At 62.7% G+C, this 20087-nt stretch carries 18 protein-coding genes and 1 pseudogene; 9 read left to right on the top strand and 10 right to left on the bottom strand.

Annotated elements, in window-relative coordinates; genetic code table 11:
* Positions 1-30: 30 nt before the first annotated feature.
* Complete coding sequence (locus IPK09_07705; GenBank protein MBK7983500.1) at positions 31-2496, top strand: penicillin acylase family protein; 2466 nt, start codon at positions 31-33, stop codon at positions 2494-2496.
* Between the two features lie 24 nt (positions 2497-2520).
* Here IPK09_07705 and IPK09_07710 read toward each other — a convergent pair whose 3' ends face one another.
* Positions 2521-2733 carry a phage integrase N-terminal SAM-like domain-containing protein gene (locus IPK09_07710; GenBank protein MBK7983501.1) on the bottom strand — a complete coding sequence of 71 codons (213 nt, stop codon included), beginning with the start codon at positions 2731-2733 and terminating at the stop codon, positions 2521-2523.
* A 168-nt stretch (positions 2734-2901) separates the two neighbouring features.
* Here IPK09_07710 and IPK09_07715 point away from each other — a divergent pair, with 168 nt between their 5' ends.
* The 7 genes and pseudogenes from IPK09_07715 (at position 2902) to cpdA (ending at position 7661) form a co-directional block, all read left to right on the top strand.
* Complete coding sequence (locus IPK09_07715; GenBank protein MBK7983502.1) at positions 2902-3270, top strand: nuclear transport factor 2 family protein; 369 nt, start codon at positions 2902-2904, stop codon at positions 3268-3270.
* A gap of 253 nt (positions 3271-3523) precedes the next feature.
* A complete protein-coding gene (locus IPK09_07720; GenBank protein MBK7983503.1) occupies positions 3524-4012 on the top strand; it encodes a hypothetical protein in 489 nt (162 codons plus the stop codon).
* A gap of 61 nt (positions 4013-4073) precedes the next feature.
* A complete protein-coding gene (locus tag IPK09_07725; protein ID MBK7983504.1) occupies positions 4074-4322 on the top strand; it encodes a DUF2917 domain-containing protein in 249 nt (82 codons plus the stop codon).
* Positions 4323-4393: 71 nt separating this feature from the next.
* A pseudogene (locus IPK09_07730) lies at positions 4394-4588 on the top strand (aspartate racemase).
* Between the two features lie 162 nt (positions 4589-4750).
* A complete protein-coding gene (locus tag IPK09_07735; protein ID MBK7983505.1) occupies positions 4751-5464 on the top strand; it encodes an N-acetylmuramoyl-L-alanine amidase in 714 nt (237 codons plus the stop codon).
* Between the two features lie 77 nt (positions 5465-5541).
* Complete coding sequence (gene argA, locus IPK09_07740) at positions 5542-6846, top strand: amino-acid N-acetyltransferase (GenBank protein MBK7983506.1); 1305 nt, start codon at positions 5542-5544, stop codon at positions 6844-6846.
* A gap of 38 nt (positions 6847-6884) precedes the next feature.
* Positions 6885-7661: a 3',5'-cyclic-AMP phosphodiesterase gene (cpdA, locus tag IPK09_07745; protein ID MBK7983507.1), complete on the top strand. Its 777-nt coding sequence runs from the start codon at positions 6885-6887 to the stop codon at positions 7659-7661.
* 147 nt (positions 7662-7808) lie between these two features.
* On the opposite strand, the gene IPK09_07750 is transcribed toward cpdA, so the two are convergent.
* Positions 7809-8114: a hypothetical protein gene (locus IPK09_07750; protein ID MBK7983508.1), complete on the bottom strand. Its 306-nt coding sequence runs from the start codon at positions 8112-8114 to the stop codon at positions 7809-7811.
* Positions 8115-8127: 13 nt separating this feature from the next.
* Here IPK09_07750 and IPK09_07755 point away from each other — a divergent pair, with 13 nt between their 5' ends.
* Positions 8128-8685, top strand: coding sequence for a class II aldolase/adducin family protein (locus IPK09_07755; GenBank protein ID MBK7983509.1), 558 nt, complete (start codon positions 8128-8130; stop codon positions 8683-8685).
* On the opposite strand, the gene IPK09_07760 is transcribed toward IPK09_07755, so the two are convergent.
* The 8 genes from IPK09_07760 to IPK09_07795 all read right to left on the bottom strand — a co-directional run bounded on the left by IPK09_07760 (position 8682) and on the right by IPK09_07795 (position 20045).
* Positions 8682-9320: a TetR/AcrR family transcriptional regulator gene (locus tag IPK09_07760; protein MBK7983510.1), complete on the bottom strand. Its 639-nt coding sequence runs from the start codon at positions 9318-9320 to the stop codon at positions 8682-8684. The two genes, IPK09_07755 and IPK09_07760, sit on opposite strands and share 4 nt — an antisense overlap.
* Positions 9317-10705: an efflux transporter outer membrane subunit gene (locus IPK09_07765; protein ID MBK7983511.1), complete on the bottom strand. Its 1389-nt coding sequence runs from the start codon at positions 10703-10705 to the stop codon at positions 9317-9319. The genes IPK09_07760 and IPK09_07765 overlap by 4 nt, the downstream gene beginning before the upstream one ends.
* Before the next feature lie 13 nt (positions 10706-10718).
* A complete protein-coding gene (locus tag IPK09_07770) occupies positions 10719-13892 on the bottom strand; it encodes an efflux RND transporter permease subunit (GenBank protein ID MBK7983512.1) in 3174 nt (1057 codons plus the stop codon).
* Between the two features lie 12 nt (positions 13893-13904).
* Positions 13905-15095 carry an efflux RND transporter periplasmic adaptor subunit gene (locus tag IPK09_07775; protein MBK7983513.1) on the bottom strand — a complete coding sequence of 397 codons (1191 nt, stop codon included), beginning with the start codon at positions 15093-15095 and terminating at the stop codon, positions 13905-13907.
* 145 nt (positions 15096-15240) lie between these two features.
* A complete protein-coding gene (locus IPK09_07780) occupies positions 15241-17007 on the bottom strand; it encodes a potassium/proton antiporter (protein MBK7983514.1) in 1767 nt (588 codons plus the stop codon).
* Positions 17008-17336: 329 nt separating this feature from the next.
* Positions 17337-18113 carry a TIGR03915 family putative DNA repair protein gene (locus IPK09_07785; protein ID MBK7983515.1) on the bottom strand — a complete coding sequence of 259 codons (777 nt, stop codon included), beginning with the start codon at positions 18111-18113 and terminating at the stop codon, positions 17337-17339.
* Positions 18110-19375: a putative DNA modification/repair radical SAM protein gene (locus tag IPK09_07790; protein ID MBK7983516.1), complete on the bottom strand. Its 1266-nt coding sequence runs from the start codon at positions 19373-19375 to the stop codon at positions 18110-18112. Before IPK09_07790 ends, IPK09_07785 begins: the two co-directional genes overlap by 4 nt.
* Before the next feature lie 85 nt (positions 19376-19460).
* Positions 19461-20045, bottom strand: a complete 585-nt coding sequence (locus IPK09_07795; protein MBK7983517.1) for a LexA family transcriptional regulator — start codon at positions 20043-20045, stop codon at positions 19461-19463.
* Positions 20046-20087 lie beyond the last annotated feature (42 nt).

A 20087-nucleotide genomic window follows, 5' to 3' on the forward strand; every position in this document is an offset into this window, starting at 1 on the left:
GACCTTAGACCAGGTTGACGGAGAACGATCCTGTTCGCTTCCTCTTTTCGCTTCATCCGTCGCGGGCGGCGCCGGCTCGCGCTGAGTGCTGGCGGTCTGCTGGTCTTGCTGCTCGGTTTCGCCGGCTGGCTGTATCCGCAACTGCGCGGCAGCCTGCCGCAACTGGACGGGACGGCGGTGCTGGCCGGACTCAGCGCCTCGGTCGAGATCGAGCGCGATGCCTCGGGCATTCCGACGATCCGGGGCCGCTCCCGGTCGGATGTCGCCCGCGCCACCGGCTTCGTGCACGCCCAGGACCGATTTTTCCAAATGGACCTGCTGCGGCGCGCGGCGGCTGGCGAGTTGGCGGCTTTGTTCGGCCCGATGGCGCTCGACCTGGATCGCGCCAACCGGTTGCACCGTTTCCGGCGGCGCGCCGGACTCGCCTTGGCCGCCGCGCCCGCCGCGGATCGCGCGCTGCTCGTGGCTTATGTGGCCGGGGTCAATGCCGGACTGAAGGCACTGTCCGCCCCACCGTTCGAATACCTGCTGCTGCGGGCTGCCCCCGAACCCTGGCAAGCGGAGGACACCTTGCTGGTAGTGTATGCCATGTATCTGGATTTGCAGGGCCGGCAATGGTCGCGCGAGTCGGCGCGCGGGGTGTTACACGATCAACTGCCCGCCGAACTTGCGGCTTTCCTCGATCCGCCCGGCACCGACTGGGACGCACCGCTTCAGGGCGCTATCCTGGCCGCGCCGCCGCTGCCGGGTTCGGAGGTTTTCGATCTGCGCCGACAGCCCGTCGCTGCTGCCGTTTCAGCGTCCTTAACCGCTTCGGTGACCTTCTCGGCGCTGCATGTTGCCCCGTTCCCCACGGACTCGGCCGCCGAATCCGAGTCCAGCAGCGGCAGCAACAACTGGGCGGTCGCCGGGCGGCTGACCGCCCATGGCGGCGCGCTGCTGGCCAATGACATGCATTTGGCGCTGCGCGTGCCCAACATCTGGTATCGCGCCGCGCTGGTATTTTCAGACGCACAAGGCCAGCAGCGCCGGGTCGAAGGGGTGATGCTGCCCGGCGCGCCCGCCATCGTCGCCGGCAGTAACGGCCGGATCGCCTGGGGTTATACCAACAGCCAAGGCGATTGGGCTGACTTGGTGGTGTTAGAGCCGTCAGCGGATGAAACGGGTTACCAAACGCCTGATGGACCCCGACCGTTCGAACGCGTTAGGGAAACGCTTGCCGTCAAAGACCGCCCCACCGAAACGCTGGAGATTTTGACAACGGTTTGGGGGCCGGTGATCGACCGCGATCATCAAGGCCGGCAACGGGCGTTGCGCTGGGTGGCGCACGACTCGCGGGCGGTCAATCTGGGACTGTTGGCGCTGGAGCGAGCGGACACTGTGGAAGCGGCGCTCGACAGCGCCAACCGCGCCGGCGCGCCGGCTCAAAATATTTTGCTGGCGGGCGCCGACGGGCGGATCGCCTGGACGATTTCCGGCCCTATCCCGCGCCGCTTCGGGCATGATGGCCGCCTGCCGTCGTCCTGGACGGACGGCCAACGCGGCTGGTCGGGCTGGCTGGAGCCGGCCGACTATCCGCGCATCGTCGATCCGCCGAGCGGCCGGCTGTGGACCGCCAACAGCCGGGTGGTGGACGGCGATTGGTTGGCGACGCTCGGCGATGGTGATTACGCCCTCGGCGCTCGCGCCCGGCAAATTCGAGATCGATTGCTGGAGCGCGAGCGGTTCGATGAACGGGATTTTTTGGCTCTACAACTCGATGATCGCGCGCTGTTTTTGGAGCGGTGGCGGCAATTGTTGTTGGAAACGCTCGCGCCGGAAGCGTTGCGCGCCGAGCCACAGCGAAGTGAAATGCGACGGCTGATCGAGCATTGGGGCGGGCGGGCAGCGGTCGATTCGGCCGGCTACCGACTGGTGCGCGAGTTTCGGGAGGAAGTACGGGAGCGGGCGTTCGCGCCGCTGCTCGCCGCTTGTCGGCAAGCCGACCCGCGTTTCGATTACAGCCAGTTCCGGCAATATGAAGGTCCGCTGTGGCGACTCATCTCCCAACGTCCGCCGCATCTGCTCGATCCGCGCTACGCCGATTGGCCGGCGCTGCTGCTGGCGGCGGCGGATGCGGTTCGAAAGCAGCTCGCCGCCGACGGTCGGCCGCTGGCGGCGCACACTTGGGGCGATTACAACCGAGCCCGCATCCAACATCCTTTCAGCCGGACTTTATCCTGGCTGAGCGGCTGGCTCGATATGCCGGCGCGGATGTTGCCCGGAGACTTAAATATGCCGCGCGTTCAACTGCCTGGCAGCGGCGCGTCCGAGCGGCTGGCGGTCGCGCCGGGTCACGAAACAGCGGGTATTTTGCACATGCCCGGCGGACAAAGCGGCCACCCGCTATCGCCGTTTTATCGATCCGGCTTTGATGCGTGGGCGAAGGGTGAGCCAGCGCCGCTGGTTCCGGGGCAGGCCCGGCACCGATTGGAACTCAGGCCCGACGCTCGTTAGAAGCGCCGTACCCAAATTCATAAATTATTCAGCGGGCTGACCGAAATCAGGATGTCGCTTGTTGTGGAACAAGATAAAACGACCAATCCAGTCGATATAAGCTTGCTCGGTGCGGATGCTGTAATGCTTGAGCCGGATTTTTTCCCTCACTCGATCCAACAGCTTTAGAGATTGACTCCCTATATTTTGAGGGATCAGTCTGGGCACACGGATTTTGAAATCTGGGTCAGCGTGCATTTTTCTTCCGAAAGAGGGAGGTGCATCACTTTTCACTCACCAAACGGAGAAGACGATGAAATCTCTAAGGCACCAAAGAGGAGTAGCCGACTGGATAATAGTAGCACTTTGTGTATTCTCAGGCTTCCCGTGGCCGCGCCCGATTAGCTTTACGCTAGGCTGCTGACGATGAATGACGAGTTGCTCGTGGAGTTGCAGCGCTTGGAAGCGCTGCTTCATACCAACGAAGTGCGCCAGGATCCGGAGGCGCTCGCCGCACTGCTGCACCCTGACTTCGAGGAATTTGGCCGTTCAGGACGCCGGTACAGCCGATGCGAGGTTCTCGCGGAGTTCACAGACGGAGCCTGTCTGCCGAAGGTGCAAGCCGAAAGTTACGAAGTGTCCTTGATCGGCGAGGGTGTGGCCTTACTGACATACACGTCGGCTCATGCTGCTGAGGGACCCACCCGTCGTGCCACCCTACGATCGTCGCTGTGGGTGCTCTCTAGGGGAAAGTGGAGGCTGAGGTTTCACCAAGGAACACCTGTGCACACGTGATGGGCACGCGGCCTTTACCCGAGCGCCTGCGGGCTGCGCTGATTGTTTGCGGGTCGGTTACGAGAGGTCCGGGACAGCCGCCTAACCTGACAGCTTCAGGGCGGCTCGCTTTCAAACGTTATCCCGGCAAGCGCACACGGAGAGCGACCGTCCGCCGCTAACAACTGAAACAAACTCTCGGCCTGAGGACATAGCGCGGAAACAAACGGCGACTAACCTGGGCTGGATCGCTTCGAGCGCGGGCCTGGCGCTGGTGATCGCGTTCGTTACCAGCCCCGAACACCGTGCGGCGGCCGCGCCACCTCGCGTTCGGCCACTGGCGGATTTCGCGCTGGCGGCCACCCCCGAACAACGCCATTTTCTCAAGTATCTCGTCGGTTGCGCGCTACCTCCGCAGGTGGCGCTTTACGCGGAGGCGAGCGGCGAACGGAACACCATCAAGGGCACGGTCAAAGTGATCGAACATCTGCCCGAAGGCACTTTCGCCCTGGGGTTAACTCGCCCTAGCCCTTATCCCAAGGGGCCACCCTTGCCGGCCAAGGATGTCTTCTTACCGGTCCTCACCCCTTCCGATATCTATCGAGCGGGTTTTCCTCGAAACAATCCCACCCCATCCTTCAAAAACCCAACCGCGCGCGCGGCCATCAATGCCGCTCTGATTCAAAATTCCAACGCTAAAGTAGACCGGATGTTTCCTGATGGCCCCGACCACCTCGCTCGGGAAGTGCTGACCGTGCGCTGACGGCCGTCTTGCCCAATGCGGGAAATCAAGATGGCCAAACCGGACGTTTATGGAGGTTACTGTGAAACTGACGTTAAATTCCAACCCGCTGATCTTGCAACCCAAAACCTTGCTGGGATTGCGCCGCGCCAAGCGCGCTCGCGTCAGGGTTTTGCGCGGCGTGTTGTGGATCACGGTCGCGGGAATGCCGCAGGATATCGTGCTGGAAGCGGGCGAGTGCTTCGAATTTCCCAATAATGCCCTGACGCTGTTAGAACCCCAACAAAGCTGCGAACTGACTTTCGAGCGGCGTCGAAACCGGGCGCGATGAACGAATCGCGGTTTGAAGCGTCTGTACAGCATGGAGCGATGCTAGAAAGGGCCATGCTGAGAGACGCCGAGATGAAAACGATTGGTTTACTGGGCAGCATGAGTTGGGAATCCACGGTTTCTTACTACCAAACGATCAACCGGACTATCGCCGAGCGCCTCGGCGGCCTGCATTCGGCCAAGATCATTCTCTACAGTATCGACTTTGCCGAAATAGAATACTTTCAGCAGACCGGTCAATGGGAACAAGCCGGCGAACTGCTCGCCGCCTGCCAGCGCGGCGCGCGGTGCATCATCTTGGGCTGTACTGAAATAGCCATGCTGCTCCAAGCTACCGCTAGCGCCGTTCCGCTGTTCGATACGGCGGTCATTCACGCCCGCGCCGCCGCGCTCCACGCGCTTGGCGAAGCCGGTCCCATCTGACGCTCAATGTCCCCCAGGTTCGCCCCTTTCTCCCAGCGCTGCGCTCTAAAAGGACTGCTGGTTTTAGCGGCGATCGGTCTCACGATCTTTCTGTACCTGCGTTTCTGGCCTTGGGTTGCTCCGCTCGGCCCGCCCGCTATCATTTCCCGCGCGGAATGGGGCGCGGAGCCGCCCGATTCACAATTGCAACCGCCAGCAAGCCGCGAAGTGTTCAATACCGTCGTGGTGCATCATTCCGCCATGATGCCTTACGAAGGGCCGCTGGAAATTCAATACGCGCACATGCGCGAGCGCGGCTTTATGGATATCGGCTACCACTTCGTGCTCGACGGCCGGGGGCGCATTTACGAGGGCCGGAACCTGGCGGTGCATGGCGCTCACGTCCGAGAACATAACGCCGGCACGCTGGGTATCGTGCTGATGGGCAACTACGAAGAACTGACGCCGAGCGCCGAACAACTGGATCGCTTGAAATGGCTGGTCCGCCGCCTCATGCAAGATCACCCGCTCACCCATCTGGCGGGCCACAGCGACTTCTTGCCCGGAAAAACGCTGTGTCCCGGCAAGAATGTGGAGCCGCTGCTCCCGGCGCTGGCCGCCGAACTGGGGCTGCGATTCGGCTCGGGCGGTTACGTGGGCCCCGAACCCGCGTCCGCCGCCCCGACAAGGCCGGTTTCCAGCGCGGTAGCCGCACCCGCGCCCGTCACAGATCCCCATTGAACCCCGCAACAGCATCCCGCTGGCAAGCGTCCTCTGTCATAATCGCCAGCCATTTGAATCTCTTCAAGAGCTGAAACATGGAGCATTTCGTTCGGTGGTTCCGGCAGGCCGGTCCTTATATCAACGCCCATCGCGGCAAAACCTTCGTGGTGCAATTCGGCGGCGCGGCGGTGGAAGCCGAGGACTTCTCCGGGCTGATTCACGACCTCGCTTTGCTGCATACCTTGGGTATTCGGCTGGTACTGGTGCATGGCGCGCGCCCGCAAGCCGAACAACGGTTGCGGGAAGCCGGTCGCGAGCTGCGTTACGTCAACGGCTTGCGGCTCACCGATGCCGACGACCTGCGCTACGTCAAGCAGGCGGTCGGTCGAGCCCGCATCCGCATCGAGGCGCTGCTGTCGATGGGAGTGGCCAACTCACCGATGCACGGCGCGCGGCTGCGGGTGGTGTCGGGCAATCTGATCACCGCCCGCCCGCTGGGCGTGCGCGAAGGAATCGACTACGGTTTTACCGGTGAGGTGCGGCGGATCGACGATCGGGCCATCCGCCTCTGGTTGGATCAAAACGCCATCGTGCTGCTGTCGCCGCTGGGTTATTCGCCGACCGGTGAAATCTTCAACCTGAGCGCCGAGGACGTGGCGACCGCCACCGCCATGGCCTTGCGCGCCGACAAATTGCTGGTGTTGAGCGAAAGCCCGGCCCTACGCCAACCTGGCGGCCGGCCGATCCGCGAGCTCAGCCCCAGCGATGCCGAACGGCTGTTGGCGGCCAGAGCCGAGTTAAACGAGGAAACGATCCGCCATCTGGAACAGGCCTTGCGCGCCTGTCAGGCCGGCGTGCGCCGCGTTCACCTGCTCGAACGGCGCGTGGGCGGCGCGCTGCTGCTGGAATTGTTCACCCGCGATGGCATCGGCACCTTGATCACCGCCGATATCTACGAGGGCTTGCGACCGGCCACTATCGACGATATCGGCGGTCTGTTGGCATTGATTCAACCCTTGGAAGAGGACGGCGTATTAGTGCGGCGCTCGCGCGAACGGCTGGAAATGGAAATCGGGCGCTTCATCCTGTTGGAGCGTGACGGCGCGATCATCGGCTGCATGGCGCTGTATCCTTTTCCCGAGGAGCAAATCGGCGAGTTGGCCTGTGTCGTCATGCATCCCAATTACCGCAACAGCGGCCGCGCCGAGTCGCTGTTGCGCTTTATCGAGCGGCAAGCGTGCGAACAAGGATTGAAACGCTTGTTCGTGCTGACGACCCGCGCCGCCCACTGGTTTCAGGAACGCGGCTTCGAGCCGGCCGAGGTCACCGATTTGCCGGTCCGCAAGCTGGTGCTCTACAACTGGCAGCGCCGCTCCAAAGTATTCGTCAAAACGCTGTAAGCTAGCGACGCATCAACCCTGCCGAGGAATCCTACCCCATGCCGGCTACCGCCACACCCTTGCGGATCGTCCAGATCACTGATCTCCACCTTAAAGCCGAAGCCGGCAGTTTGCTCTGGGGCGCGGATGTCGATGCGGGGCTGAACGCGGTGCTGGCCCATGTCCGACGCCGCAACCCCGCGCCCGATTTTGTCCTTGCCACCGGCGATCTGGTCGGCGACGAGCCGCACGCTTATTACCGTCTGCGCGGGCTGTTGGAAACGCTGGAGGTTCCGGTCTATTGCCTGCCGGGCAATCACGACTTTCCCGCCGCCATGGCGCAGGCGCTGCGCGGCGGGCGGGTGCGCCGGGAGCGCTATCTGGCCAGCGGCAACTGGCAAATCGTGTTGCTCGATTCCAGCGTTCCCGGTTCGCCGGTCGGCCATTTGGCGCGCGGCGAGCTGGGCTTGCTGGATACCGCATTGGCCACGCGCCCCGATCTGCATACGCTGGTGTGCTTGCACCACAACCCGTTATCGTTCGGCACGGCTTGGTTGGACACCATGACCGTCACCAACGGAGAAGCGCTGTTCGCGATCCTGGAGCGTTATCCCAAAGTCCGGGCCGTGGTGTGCGGCCACATTCATGGCGAATATGCCGGCTGGCGCGAAGCGATTCAGTTGTTGGCAACCCCAGCGACCAGCGTGCAGTTCAAACCTAACACCCCAGACCCACAAGTCGACAACCTACCACCCGGTTACCGCTGGTTTGAATTGTATCCTGACGGAACGTTGCGAACCGGCGTGGAGCGGGTCGGTCGAGCGGTAAAATCCTGACGCAGGCCGCTGGAACAGACAGCGCTGTTATTTGACTTGGAGAGGGTATAAAGGACTCGTCATCCGCCACAGCGAACCGAGCGATTTCGAAGCCGTGCGCGCCACCCATCGCGCCTTCGCGCTGCCTAAAGGTATTTATGCGGATGCTCATGCCACGGCGCGATTGCATCCCCAGCCGCCTAGCCTCCACCAAACAGCTGCGATTCCCAATGACTTGCAATAAACTCCGCCAGAATTTATGTACTCCTTGAAGAATTCTTGATAACGTTCGAAGCGCTCAAGTAAAAAATAGAAAATCGCGCGAGCGCGGCAAGCAACGAATAATAAAAATAATGTGAAGGAGCCGCCATCCCTGTCCTGGATCCGCGAGTGCAGAACCTCATCAAGCAAGCGATTAAAAATCCTGGACTCGGTTGTTGCGGTAATGTCTTGATAAAGATTCCGACCATCCACCTACTTTATTTTCATGAACATCAAAGACAATCTAGTAAGACACTATCTCTGGCTGCGCCAGTACGGCCTCAACGACTCTCATAGCGGCAATGCGTCAGTGCGAGATGGGGATTCTTTCTGGATCACCCCGACCGGCTGCTGCGCTGACCTGCTGAGCAGCGGCGATCTGGTCGAATGCGAGCTGGAAGGTGCCATCGGCAAGGGTGCTTCATTGGATACCCGGCTGCATCTGGCGGTCTACCAATCCAACCCTCAAACCCTCGCCGTGCTGCACAGCCACGGTCCTTATTCCGTGGCGATGACCATGGATAACGAGGAATTCCTGCCCGCCGATTTCGAAGGCCAGTTGTATTTCAGCCGGGTGCCGGTGCTGACTATCCCATACGACCAGTACGAGGCCCGCTCGCCGCGCATGGTGGCCGAAGTGTTGATGGATTATCCCATCGCCGTGGTGCGCGGCCACGGGGTTTACGCCTGCGCCAACAGCCTAAACCTCGCCTATAAATGGACTTGCTCGTTGGAACTGTCGGCTAAGACCGCCTTCATCGCTCAGCAGGCGGGAAAAATTTAATCGGGCCGGTTCCTTTCTCCCCCGGCGGGGAACAAATACGCCAGCAGCGGTCTCAGCCCACCCTTAATCAGCTCCTCGGAATCGGGCTGTTTGATGGCGCGAATCATCAAGCCGTCAAAGAAGCATTGCAGCACGAACACCCGCTCCCGCACTTCGGCTTCGGACAGCCCGCAACCGGCGTTTTTTCCCCAGGCTTGCAGCAAACAGGCATTGATTTCAGTCCGAATGCCCCGGTCAGCGGTACGCAGCGCCTCGGCCACCTGCGGGTCTCGATGAGCCAAGGCGACGATTTCAAGAAACAGTCCCGGAGACCCCATCTCACACTCACGGCGCCGCCAATCCCGGAACCGCTCCACGATCCGATTGGCCACTGCCTCTGACACCCACTGCAACTGCCTGATATCGGACTGCACTTCATCCAAATGTCGTTCGATGATAGCGAGAATGATGGCGTTCTTGCTTTCGAAATAGCGATAGATCAGGCCCGCGCTGACGCCGGCTGTCTGCGCGATGCTGGCCATGTTGGCGGCGTGAAAACCGCTCTCGACAAAACATTGCCGCGCGGCGCGCAGGATGCGCTCGCGCTGTGCCTCGCACCGGGCCTCCGCCTTGGATTTTCGCGAAGCGTCGCTCACCGACCGCTCTCCTTCCAGCCTCCCCCCAGCACTTTGTAAAGGGTGAGGCGGTTGGTCTGTCGGGAGAAACGGGTGGCGAGCAGCCCTTGCTGCGCGGCGTACAGGGTGCGCTGCGCGTCGAGCAGTCCGAGGTAGCTGTCGCGGCCGGCCTGATAGCGAAGGCGCGACAGGTGTTCGGCGCGGGTGGCCGCCTCGACCAGCGCCTTCTGAGCTTCGTATTGCTGGGTCAGCGTAACCGCGGACGCCAGGGCGTCCGCCACTTCACGGAATCCGGTCTGGATCGACTTCTCGTACTCCGCCAGGGCGATATCGCGCTCCGCAACCGAGCTATCGACGTTCGCCCGCAAGCGTTCGCCCTGAAAAATCGGTACGTTGAGCTGCGGGATAAAGCTCCACAGCAAGGTGCCGTTGCCAAACAGTTTGGACAGGTCGCTGCTGGCCGATCCCACGCTCCCCGTCAGCGAGATAGACGGAAAGTAGGCGGCGCGGGCGACGCCGATGTTGGCGTTGGCGGCGCGCAGCCGATGCTCCGCCGCTTGCACGTCCGGGCGACGCAGCAGGATTTCCGACGGCAAGCCGGCCGGCGGCGCGACCAGACCGATCATCCCGCTGTTCAGTCCCGCCGGTAATAATGCGGCTTCCACCGGCGCGCCGACCAGCAGGCCGAGCGCGTTGACATCCAGTGCGATCTGGCCTTCATAGCGGGCCACATCGACGCGCGCCGACTCGACCTGAGTCCGGATCTGCTCTACATCCAGGCCCGACACCGCCCCCAGACTGAAGCGCTTTTCGATCAGCGCATACGAGTCCTGATAGTTTTTCAAGGTCGCCTGGCTGAGGCCGAACAGCTCCCGATCGGCCGCGAGCGCCAGATAGGCATTGGCGACTTCGGCCACAAGCGCTAAATGCACGGCGCGGCGCACGGCTTCCTGCGCCAGATACTGTTGCAAGGCGGCATCGGTCAGGTTACGCAGCCGCCCGAACAGATCCAGTTCGAAATCGGTGACGCCGGTGCCGGCGCTGTAGCTGCTGGGGGCCGGAGTATCGCCGCCAATCCGCTGCAAGGCGGCGTTGGCGCCGACCCAAGGCAACTGCTCGGAACGCTGGATGCGATACTGGGCGCGCGCCTTGTCGATATTCAAAACCGCCACCCGTAGATCGCGGTTGTTGGAAAGCGCGCGGGCGACCAAGGTCTGAAGGTCGGGATCGTGGAAGAAATCACGCCAGCCGATGTCGGCGGCGGCCCGCGCCGGTAACTCAGCCTCCCAGACCACATCCGCCAGCGGCGCGGACCACTTTACCGGCACTCCCGGATCGGCCGCCGGCAGCGGCGGCTCCAGCGTGGCGCAACCGGCGGCGCAGGCGGTCAGCGCCAGCACGCCCATTTTTCGAGTGAAATTACCCACGAGCTTTCACTCCTTCGGCTGAAACCGCAGCCGGTGGTTCGCCGCGGGCGGCGTCCGCCGGCTTTTGTTTCCCGCGGAACAGCCGCTGCACCACGAGAAAGAACAGCGGCGTGAAAAACATCCCCAAGACGGTGCCCGCCGCCATGCCACCCAATACGCCGGTGCCGATGGCGCGCTGGGTGCCGGAACCCGCGCCAGCGGCGATGGCCAGCGGTAACACGCCCAGCCCGAAAGCCAACGAGGTCATGACGATGGGCCGCATCCGGTCACGCACCGCGTTCATGATCGACTCGGTCACATCCAGGCCGCTTTCCAGGTTGGCCTTGGCGAATTCGATGATCAGAATCGCGTTCTTGCTGGTCAGGCCGACCGTGGTCAGCATCGCTACCTGGAAGTAAACATCGCGCTCCATGCCCCGCAGCCAGGTCGCCGCCACCGCTCCCAGCACTCCCAGGGGCGCGACCATCAACACGGCGGTCGGAATCGTCCAACTCTCGTACAGCGCCGCCAAACAGAGGAACACCACCAAAAACGACAGAGCGTACAGCAGCGGCGCTTGCGCCCCGGCCGCCCGCTCTTGATACGACACGCCGGTCCATTCGATGCCGATGCCCGGAGGCAGTTGGGCCGCCAGCCGCTCGACCTCGGCCATCGCCTCGCCGGTGCTGACGCCCGGTTTGGCTTCGCCGTTCAGCTCCATCGCCGGGACACCGTTATAACGCTCCAAGCGTGGCGAACCGTACTCCCAAGAGGAGACGGCGATCGAGGAAACCGGCGTCATCTCACCCGAACTGCCGCGAACCGACCAGAGGCCAAAATCTTCCGGCATCATCCGAAACGGGGCGTCGGCTTGCAGGTAAACGCGCTTGACCCGGCCTCGGTCGAGATAATCGTCGATATAACTGCCGCCCCAGGCCGTGGCCAACGTGCTGTTGATGGTGGACATGGACACACCGAGCGCGGCGGCTTTCTGGACATCGACCTTCACCCGCAGTTGCGGCGTGTCCTCCTGGCCGTTGGGTCGCACGTTGGCCAAGAGCTTGCTTTGCGCCGCCGCGCCCAGCAACTGATTGCGCGCCGCCAGCAGCGCCTGGTGGCCCAGGCCGATGTTATCCTTAAGAAAGAAGGCATAGCCGTTGGCGAGGCCCAACTCTGGAACCGGGGGCGGCGGAAAAGCGAAAGCCCGCGCGTCCTTGATCTGCATCAGCGCGCCCATCGCCCGCATGGCCACCGCGCCCGCGCTCAACGCCGGCGATTTACGCTCCTCCCAATCCTTGAGCTTGACGAAGGCCATGCCCGAATTCTGGCCGGAACCGGAAAAGCTGAAGCCCTGAATGCCGAACAACGATTCGACCGCCTGAGTTTCCTTTTCCAGAAAATAGCGTTCGATCTGCTCGATGGACGCCAGCGTGCGCTGCTGGGTCGCGCCGGGCGGCGTCTGCACCAACGCGAACAGAATGCCCTGATCCTCCGGCGGCAAAAACGCGCTGGGCAGGCGCAAAAACAACAGCACCATCGCCGCGGCCAGCGCCAGAAACACCAGGAAAAAGCGGATCGGGCGCACCAAAATCCCCCGTACTCCCGCCTGGTACCAGCGGCCGGTGCGGTCGAAATTGCGGTTGAACCAACCGAAAAAGCCGCGCGTGCCGTAGTGTTCGCCCTTGTGCAGCGGCTTGAGCATGGTCGCGCACAGCGCCGGGGTGAGCACGATCGCCACCAGCACCGACAAGCCCATCGCGGCGACGATGGTGCCGGAGAACTGCCGATAGATCACACCGGTCGCGCCGCCTAGAAAAGCCATCGGTACAAACACCGCCGACAGCACCAGGCCGATGCCGACCAGCGCGCCGGTGATCTGATCCATCGATTTGTGCGCCGCCTCTTTGGGCGACAGCCCCTCCTCGGTCATCAGCCGCTCGACGTTCTCCACCACCACGATGGCGTCGTCCACCAGCAAGCCGATGGCCAGCACCATCGCGAACATGGTCAACATGTTGATGGTGAAACCGAGCACCGCCAGCACCCCGAAGGTGCCGAGCAACACCACCGGCACCGCGATGGTCGGGATGATGGTCGCCCGAAAATTCTGCAAGAACAGATACATCACCAGAAAAACCAACAGGACGGCTTCACCCAAGGTCTCGACCACGCTCTTGATCGAAGCTCGGACGAACGGCGTGGTGTCGAACGGCACCGCCGTGGTCAGCCCGGTGGGGAAATTGGGCTGTAATTCCTTGACCTTCGCTTCCACCGCGCGGGCGGTCGCCAGGGCGTTGGCGTTGGTCGCCAGCGAGATGGCGACCCCGGCCGCCGGTTTGCCGTTAAAACGAGAGATCACCTCGTAGGTTTCGCTGCCGACTTCCACTCGCGCGATGTCGCTCAGTTTGAGCGCCGAACCGTCGCTGTTGCTGCGCAGAACGATGGCGCGGAACTGCTCCGGCGTCTGCAAACGCTGGTTGGCCATGATGGTGGCGTTGAGCTGCTGGCCCGGCACGGCGGGGGTGCCGCCGAGCTGGCCGACGGTGACTTGCGCGTTCTGCGCCTGGATCGCGGCGATCACCTCGGCGATGGTCAGCCGGTAAGTGTCAAGCTTGTTGGGGTCGAGCCAAATCCGCATGGCGTATTTGGCGCCGAACACCCGCAGCTGACCGACGCCCTCGACCCGGCTCAGGGGGTCCACCAGATTGGTGGTGATGTAGTCGGCGATGTCGTCGCGGGTCATGCTGCCATCTTGGGAGATGAAGCCGACCACCATCAGAAACGATGTCGACGCCTTGGTGACGGTCACGCCCTGGCGCTGCACTTCCTGCGGCAGCAGCGGCATGGCGACTTGCAGTTTGTTCTGCACCTGCACCTGGGCGATGTCGGGATTGACGCCGTTTTGGAAGTTGAGGTTGAGGGTGGCCTGACCGTTGGACTGACTGGTGGCGGACATATAGATCAGTCCGTCCAGACCCTTCATGCTCTGTTCGATGATCTGAGTCACCGAATCCTCCAGCACGGTGGCCGACGCGCCGGGATAGGTCGCGTTGATCTGAATTTGCGGCGGGGCGATGGTCGGATAGCGTTCGATGCCTAACCGGACAGCGGAAAGCCCACCCGCCACCATGATGAGAATCGCGATCACCCAGGCGAAAATGGGCCGGTCGATGAAGAAATGAGCCATGCGCCGGATTCCTTATTTCCGCGCCCCATCGGGCGTGGCGGGTGGGATTGGCGAGCTGGTCGCCGGCGGCGCGGGGCCGGCTTCGGTCGCTTGAACCAGCATGTCGGGCTTGACCTTCATCACCCCTTCGACGATCAGCCGATCCCCTGCTTTCAGGCCCTCCTCGACCAGCCATTTGTCACCGATCGTACCGCTGACCTTGACCTTGCGCGCTTCCACTTTATTGTCGGCGTTGACGGTCAACGCCGAGGCATTGCCTTTCGGATCGCGAGTGATGCCTTGCTGCGGCGCCAGCAGCGCGTTATCCCGCCGACCGGTGCTGACCACGGCCCGCACGTACATGCCCGGCAGCAGCAGATCGTTGGGATTGGGCACGATGACGCGAATGGCCGTACTGCCGGTGGACGGATCGACCGTCACCTCCGAGAACGCCAACCGGCCCCGCTGCGCGTACTGCGCACCGTCTTCCAGCAGGATCGTCACCGGCAGGTTGCTGGTGCTCGCCAGACTACCCGCCGCCAGCTCCTTGCGGATTTGCAGGATCTCGGAACTGGACTGGGTGAGATCGACATAGATCGGGTCGAGTTGCTGGATGGTCGCCAGCGGCGCGGTCTGATTGGCGGTGACCAGCGCGCCCTGAGTAACCGACGATTTGCCGATGCGCCCCTGAATCGGCGCGACGATGCGCGCGCGCTTCAAAATGATTTCGGCGCTCTCGACGGCGGCCTGCGCCACTTTCACATCGGCCTCCGCCTGCCGCAGCGCGGCGGTGGCGTCTTCAGCCTCCTGCTTGCTCACCGCGTTGGCCTTGACCAGTTCCGACGCCCGTTTGGCGGTCAACCGCGTCGCTTCAAGCTTGGCTTGGGCGCGCGCCAAACTCGCCTTGGTGCTGTTGGCGTCCGCTCGATAGGTCTCGTCGTCCAACTGATAGAGCGGCTGCCCGGCCTTGACCATCTTGCCTTCGCTAAAAAGCTGGCGCTCGATGATCCCACTGACTTGCGGGCGGACTTCGGCCACCAGATACGGATTGGTGCGCCCCGGCAACTCGCGGGTCAAGGTCACCGTTTCCGGCTTTAACGTGACCACCGTGACGGCGGGCGGCGGCGGCGCTTGACCTGGCTGTTGCGCGTGGGCGTCGGCCCCGACCAGCAACACCCACAATAAAGACCATAACAAGCATCCCGATGGTACGCGCGTCAGCATGAGGGTGCGCTCCCGTATCCTAAGCGATGAGGAAAGATGGAAAATGAATGAACGTTCATTTAATAATTCATAGAGAATGAACGTTCATTCAATGAATGTCAACCCCGCCAGGGAGCCGGTGAGGGCCGGGATTTCAGTTGCTGCGCTACGCGCGAGGAGGCTGTTGGTTTTTCGACTTGGGGCGTTCTGTCACATTCAACCTCATGCCGACCTTCGTGATGCGCTTGCCGCGCATCTCGCGCACCACGAACTCGACCCGACCCACGCGGGCGCGGTCGCCCACCACCGGATTATCAAACTGGCGGTTCAGATAACCCTCCAACGTACCGACCGCCGCTTCGGGATCGGGCTTAAGGCCATACAGCAAGGCAATGTCGGCCATGCTGGCCTCGGCGTCCAGCGCCATCTCGCCGAAGAAGCGAGAAGGCTCCAGATATTCTGGCAGCCGCTCGGAGGCAGCGAACCACGGGTCCAGCAGCGCTAAATCAGCCGCGCGTCCGAGCAAGAAGACATGATCGTCATCTTGCAGTCGCAGCTCCGCATCACTATCGATCATGCGGCCATTCCGGATCAATCCGACCAAGCGCACGCCTTCCGGCAATATCAGCTCAGCCCAGGCGCGGCCTATCGCCGGACTATCACCCGTCACCCAATAGCTCAAAAGCTCGTAGTCCAACCCTGCCGGCACATCCAGCCGCAATCGCCGCGCCAGGGCGCTAGCCGACGGTGGCACTTGCAACTTGAGCCAGCGCGCCATCGGTGCCACCGTCCATCCTTGAATGACCAGCGACAGCAACACGATGAAAAACGCCACGTTGAAATACAGGCGGTAATATTCCAAACCGGCCAGCCACGGAAACAGCGCCAGGATGATCGGCACCGCGCCGCGCAACCCGATCCAACCGATGAACACCCGCTCTCGCCAATTGAAGCGGAAGGGCAGCAGACACACGGCCACCGCCACGGGACGAGCGATCAGAATCAGGGTCAACGCAATCAGCAGACCGAGCATCGCCAACGACGGCGACAGCTCGTGCGGCGTAATCAAAAGTCCCAGAATCAAGAACATGCTCATCTGGCTCAGCCACGCCAGCCCATCGTGGAACCGGCGGATGTCGTCGATGTTTTGCAAGGGTCGGTTACCGAGCACGATTCCGGCAAAATAGACGGCCAGATAGCCGCTGCCACCGGCCACGGCGGTCGTTCCAAAAATCAGCATCCCGCCGGAAAAAGCCAACAGCGGATACAAACTCACGTTGAGCGTGATGCGGTTGATCAACCACACCAGCGCCCAGCCACCCCCCAAGCCGACGGCCGCGCCGATTCCCATTTGCTGAAAAAACTGGATGCCGACCTTCCAATCCAGCGCGGTGCCGCCCGCCGCCAGCAGGTTCACCAAGGTAACGGTCAGAAAAATCGCCATCGGGTCGTTGGCGCCCGATTCGATCTGCAAGGTCGCGTCCACTCGTTGTTTCAGCCGCAAACCATGCGAATGCAAAATGCTGAACACCGCCGCGGCATCGGTGGAGCCGACGATAGCGCCGACCAACAGGCCTTCCAGCCAGGGCAACTCCAAAAACCACATGGCGGCGAGACCGGTCAGGCCCGCCGTCACCACCACGCCCACGGTCGCCAGCCACAGCGCCGGCCCCAACCCCACCCGGAAACTGCCGATATCGGTGCACAGACCGCCATTGAACAAGATCACGACCAACGCCACGGTGCCGATCATGTAGGTCGTTTGCACGTCATCGAACCGAATCCCGCCCGGTCCGTCCTCGCCCGCCAGCATTCCCAGCGCCAGAAACACCAGCAACAACGGCAATCCGAGCCGTGCTGAAATCGTGCTCGCCAGCACGCAGAGCAGGAACAGCACGCCGATCAACAGGATCAACTGATTGGTAAAGTCCATGGTTTTATCTGAATTGCGCGAAAGTCGAGGGCAGCTACGGCGGGCTGAGGGTGACGCCACGCCGTTAATGGTAACCGATGTCGGTCTTGTACCACCGACTCGAACAAACCGCCCCCTAACGAGGCGCACGGCGCCAGACTCAGGCGTGATGCCCCCCGTTAAACTCTAATTTGCACTGTGGGCCAGGGTCGGGCAGGCGGCGGGCGCAATGGCGGAATCGAGCCATGGGCGGGTGCGGCGCTAGCCGACGGTGTGACCAGTACGGGACCCACCCAGCCAGCCCGGCTGATGCCCGTTCTACGTGCCGGCTGTCCGTTCGCGCTGGTTCTTCAGTCCTGATCGGGCCGATGCCCCCGGACGAGCGTGCCGATCACGGCGGCTTCCGGCAGATTGGCCCAGTAGCGCACCGGCATCCCTCTTTTCAGCGCCCGAACCTTCAAGCGGCTCGGATTGAAAATGCTCTGGTAATAGGCGATCCATAACGCCTCCCCAGCGTTGGCCGGCGGCGCGTCTTCCTTCCTGGCTCCGGCCTTGAAGCTCAGCGCGTTGCCGTCCCACGAAACGCTGACCCGCGGCGTCAGAAGCGCCCAGCGCATCGCGCCAAACCGTCCCACGAAAAAGGGTGCAACCGCCTCGACGATATAATGTTGCGGTTCGAACCAAGCCACATGGTGGTATTGACCGGCTGTATCCACCAGCCGTCGAAAGCGGACAAAGGCTTTCATCCAATGCATTTCCCGCCGCACTTGATGGCCCATGCGCTCTAACTGCATCCGGTCTGGAGCGAGCGGATTTTGCCAGCGCCGCCGATCTTCGACGACCCGCCACGCGGTTCGATACAATAAATCGAAGCGGGCGTGCGCCTTGTGCAGAAAAGCGAGGCGGGCTGTTTCGACGAAGCTCGCCGGCAGTTGGAGAGCCGCCACCGCCGGCAAATCTGCTGCCGCAGCGGTTTGCACCGCATCGAATAAGTCGCTTTGACGGTGGTTCGCCGTGCGCCAGATAACGCGATCGGGCGACACGCCTTGCCGCACCAAAAAGCGGACCGCCTGGGAAAAGCCTTCCCAATCGGTCTCGCTCAACAGGGTGACGGCCAAAAGATTCATGGGTCGGCAAACAGCTCCAGTTGCGTCGCGCGCGGGCGCTTGCGCCGGCTGGCGAGCAGCAAACCCACATCGCCATCGCGCGGCCGATGGTCGGGCAAGACCACGAAAGGCAATACCTTGGCGACGGCGATAGACAGCCGGTCGAGATCGCCGCGCCGAATCGCGCCCAGGCGGCGCGCCGCCAGCAAGCGGCCGACCGAGCGTACCCCCAAGCCCGGCACCCGCAATAACCGCTCTTTCGGCGCCCGGTTCAGATCGACCGGGAACTGCGACGGATGGGCCAGCGCCCAGGCCAGTTTGGGGTCCATGTCCAGCGATAACATGCCGTCGGGCGTGACGATTTCCTGCTGTTGAAAGCCGTAAAAACGCAACAGCCAATCCGCCTGATAAAGGCGGTGTTCCCGCAGCGGCGGCGCGGCCTGAAGCGGCAAATTCGGCGGGGCGCGCGGGATCGGACTGAAGGCCGAGTAATAAACCCGTTTGAGGCGATAGGCTGAATACAGGGCGGCGCTGGTCTCCAGGATGGCTCGGTCGTTGGAACCGTCCGCACCCACGATCATTTGCGTGCTCTGCCCCGCCGGAGCGAAGCGGGGCGCGCGGTTGGGCTTCGGCGCTGTCGCCGGCAGGCAGCGCGCCTTGACGGTCGCGCCCTCCAAGCCTGCCTCGCACGCCGAACGGATTTGCGCCATTGCCCGCTCGATGGCGCCAGCCTCCTTTTCAGGGGCCAGCCGCGCGAGCGCGGCAGGGGTTGGCAGTTCGATGTTGACGCTCAAGCGATCCGCATACCGACCCGCCTCCAGCACCAGTTCCTCGCTGGCGTTGGGAATGGCCTTGAGATGGATGTAACCCCGGAAGCCGTGCTCCTCTCGCAAACAGCGGGCGACTTCGATCACCTGTTCCATGGTGTAGTCAGGGTCGCGGATGATGCCCGAGCTGAGAAACAGCCCTTCGATGAGGTTACGCCGGTAGAAATCGAGGGTAAGTCGGACCAACTCGTCGATGCGAAACCGGGCGCGCGGAATGTCGCTGGACCAGCGATTCACGCAATACCGGCAGTCATAAACGCACCAGTTGGTGAACAGCACCTTGAGTAAGGAAATGCAGCGCCCGTCCGGCCCGAAGCCATGGCAAATTCCCGAACGCTCGGTCGATCCTAGCCCCTGGCCCGTTGCCGAGCCGCGCTTCGCCACGCCGCCCGACGCGCAGGAGGCGTCGTATTTGGCGGCCCCCGCCAGAATGGCGAGTTTGCGCTGAATGTCCATCATTCCGCCTCAACTCTGCTGGAAACCCCGTCAAACCGCTGGCGCCACACCCAGTCGTCCGACGCTGGCCACCCTTGCAAGCGGCTCACTTGCGGTAATTTCGCACCAGCCCGACCACCACCCCAAACAGCTCCCAACGCTCGGGGCGCAGCACCGGATAGCGCGGATTGGCCGGTCGCAATACCATCGCACCCTCTTCCACGGCCAGCGTCTTGAGCGTGAATTCGTTATCGACCACCGCAACCACCAGATCGCCGGGCCGGGCCGCTTGGTCTCGTTCGACGACGACCCGATCTCCGGGATAGATGCCCGCCTCCCACATCGAATCGCCGGTCACCGGCAGTACCACCGTGCGCGAAGGTTCCCGAACCAGCCAGGCATCGATGGATGCCGTCTCACCGCCGTCCGCGACCGCGGTTGGATAGCCGGCGGGCACCGGCGCATCCGCCAGCGGCCGTTCGAAAAAGCGCGCGGTGGGCGTCCAGCGTTTGGCGGGCGTGCGCTCCAGATAACCGGCCCGCTCCAACCGCCGCAACACCACCGCCACGCCCGAGCGCGTCGCCAAACCCAGAATCGTTCGCAAGACTTGGTAAGCCGGCAGGCTGCGCCAGCGGCTGTAATAGTCCTGCAAGCGCGCCAGATAGGCGGCGTCATCGGCGGTTCTGGGCATTTCGATCACCGGCAATGAAGGGTCATCACTCCAGTATGGTAG

It is taken from the genome of Candidatus Competibacteraceae bacterium (genome assembly GCA_016713505.1).
Taxonomy (GTDB): Bacteria; Pseudomonadota; Gammaproteobacteria; order Competibacterales; family Competibacteraceae; genus Competibacter_A.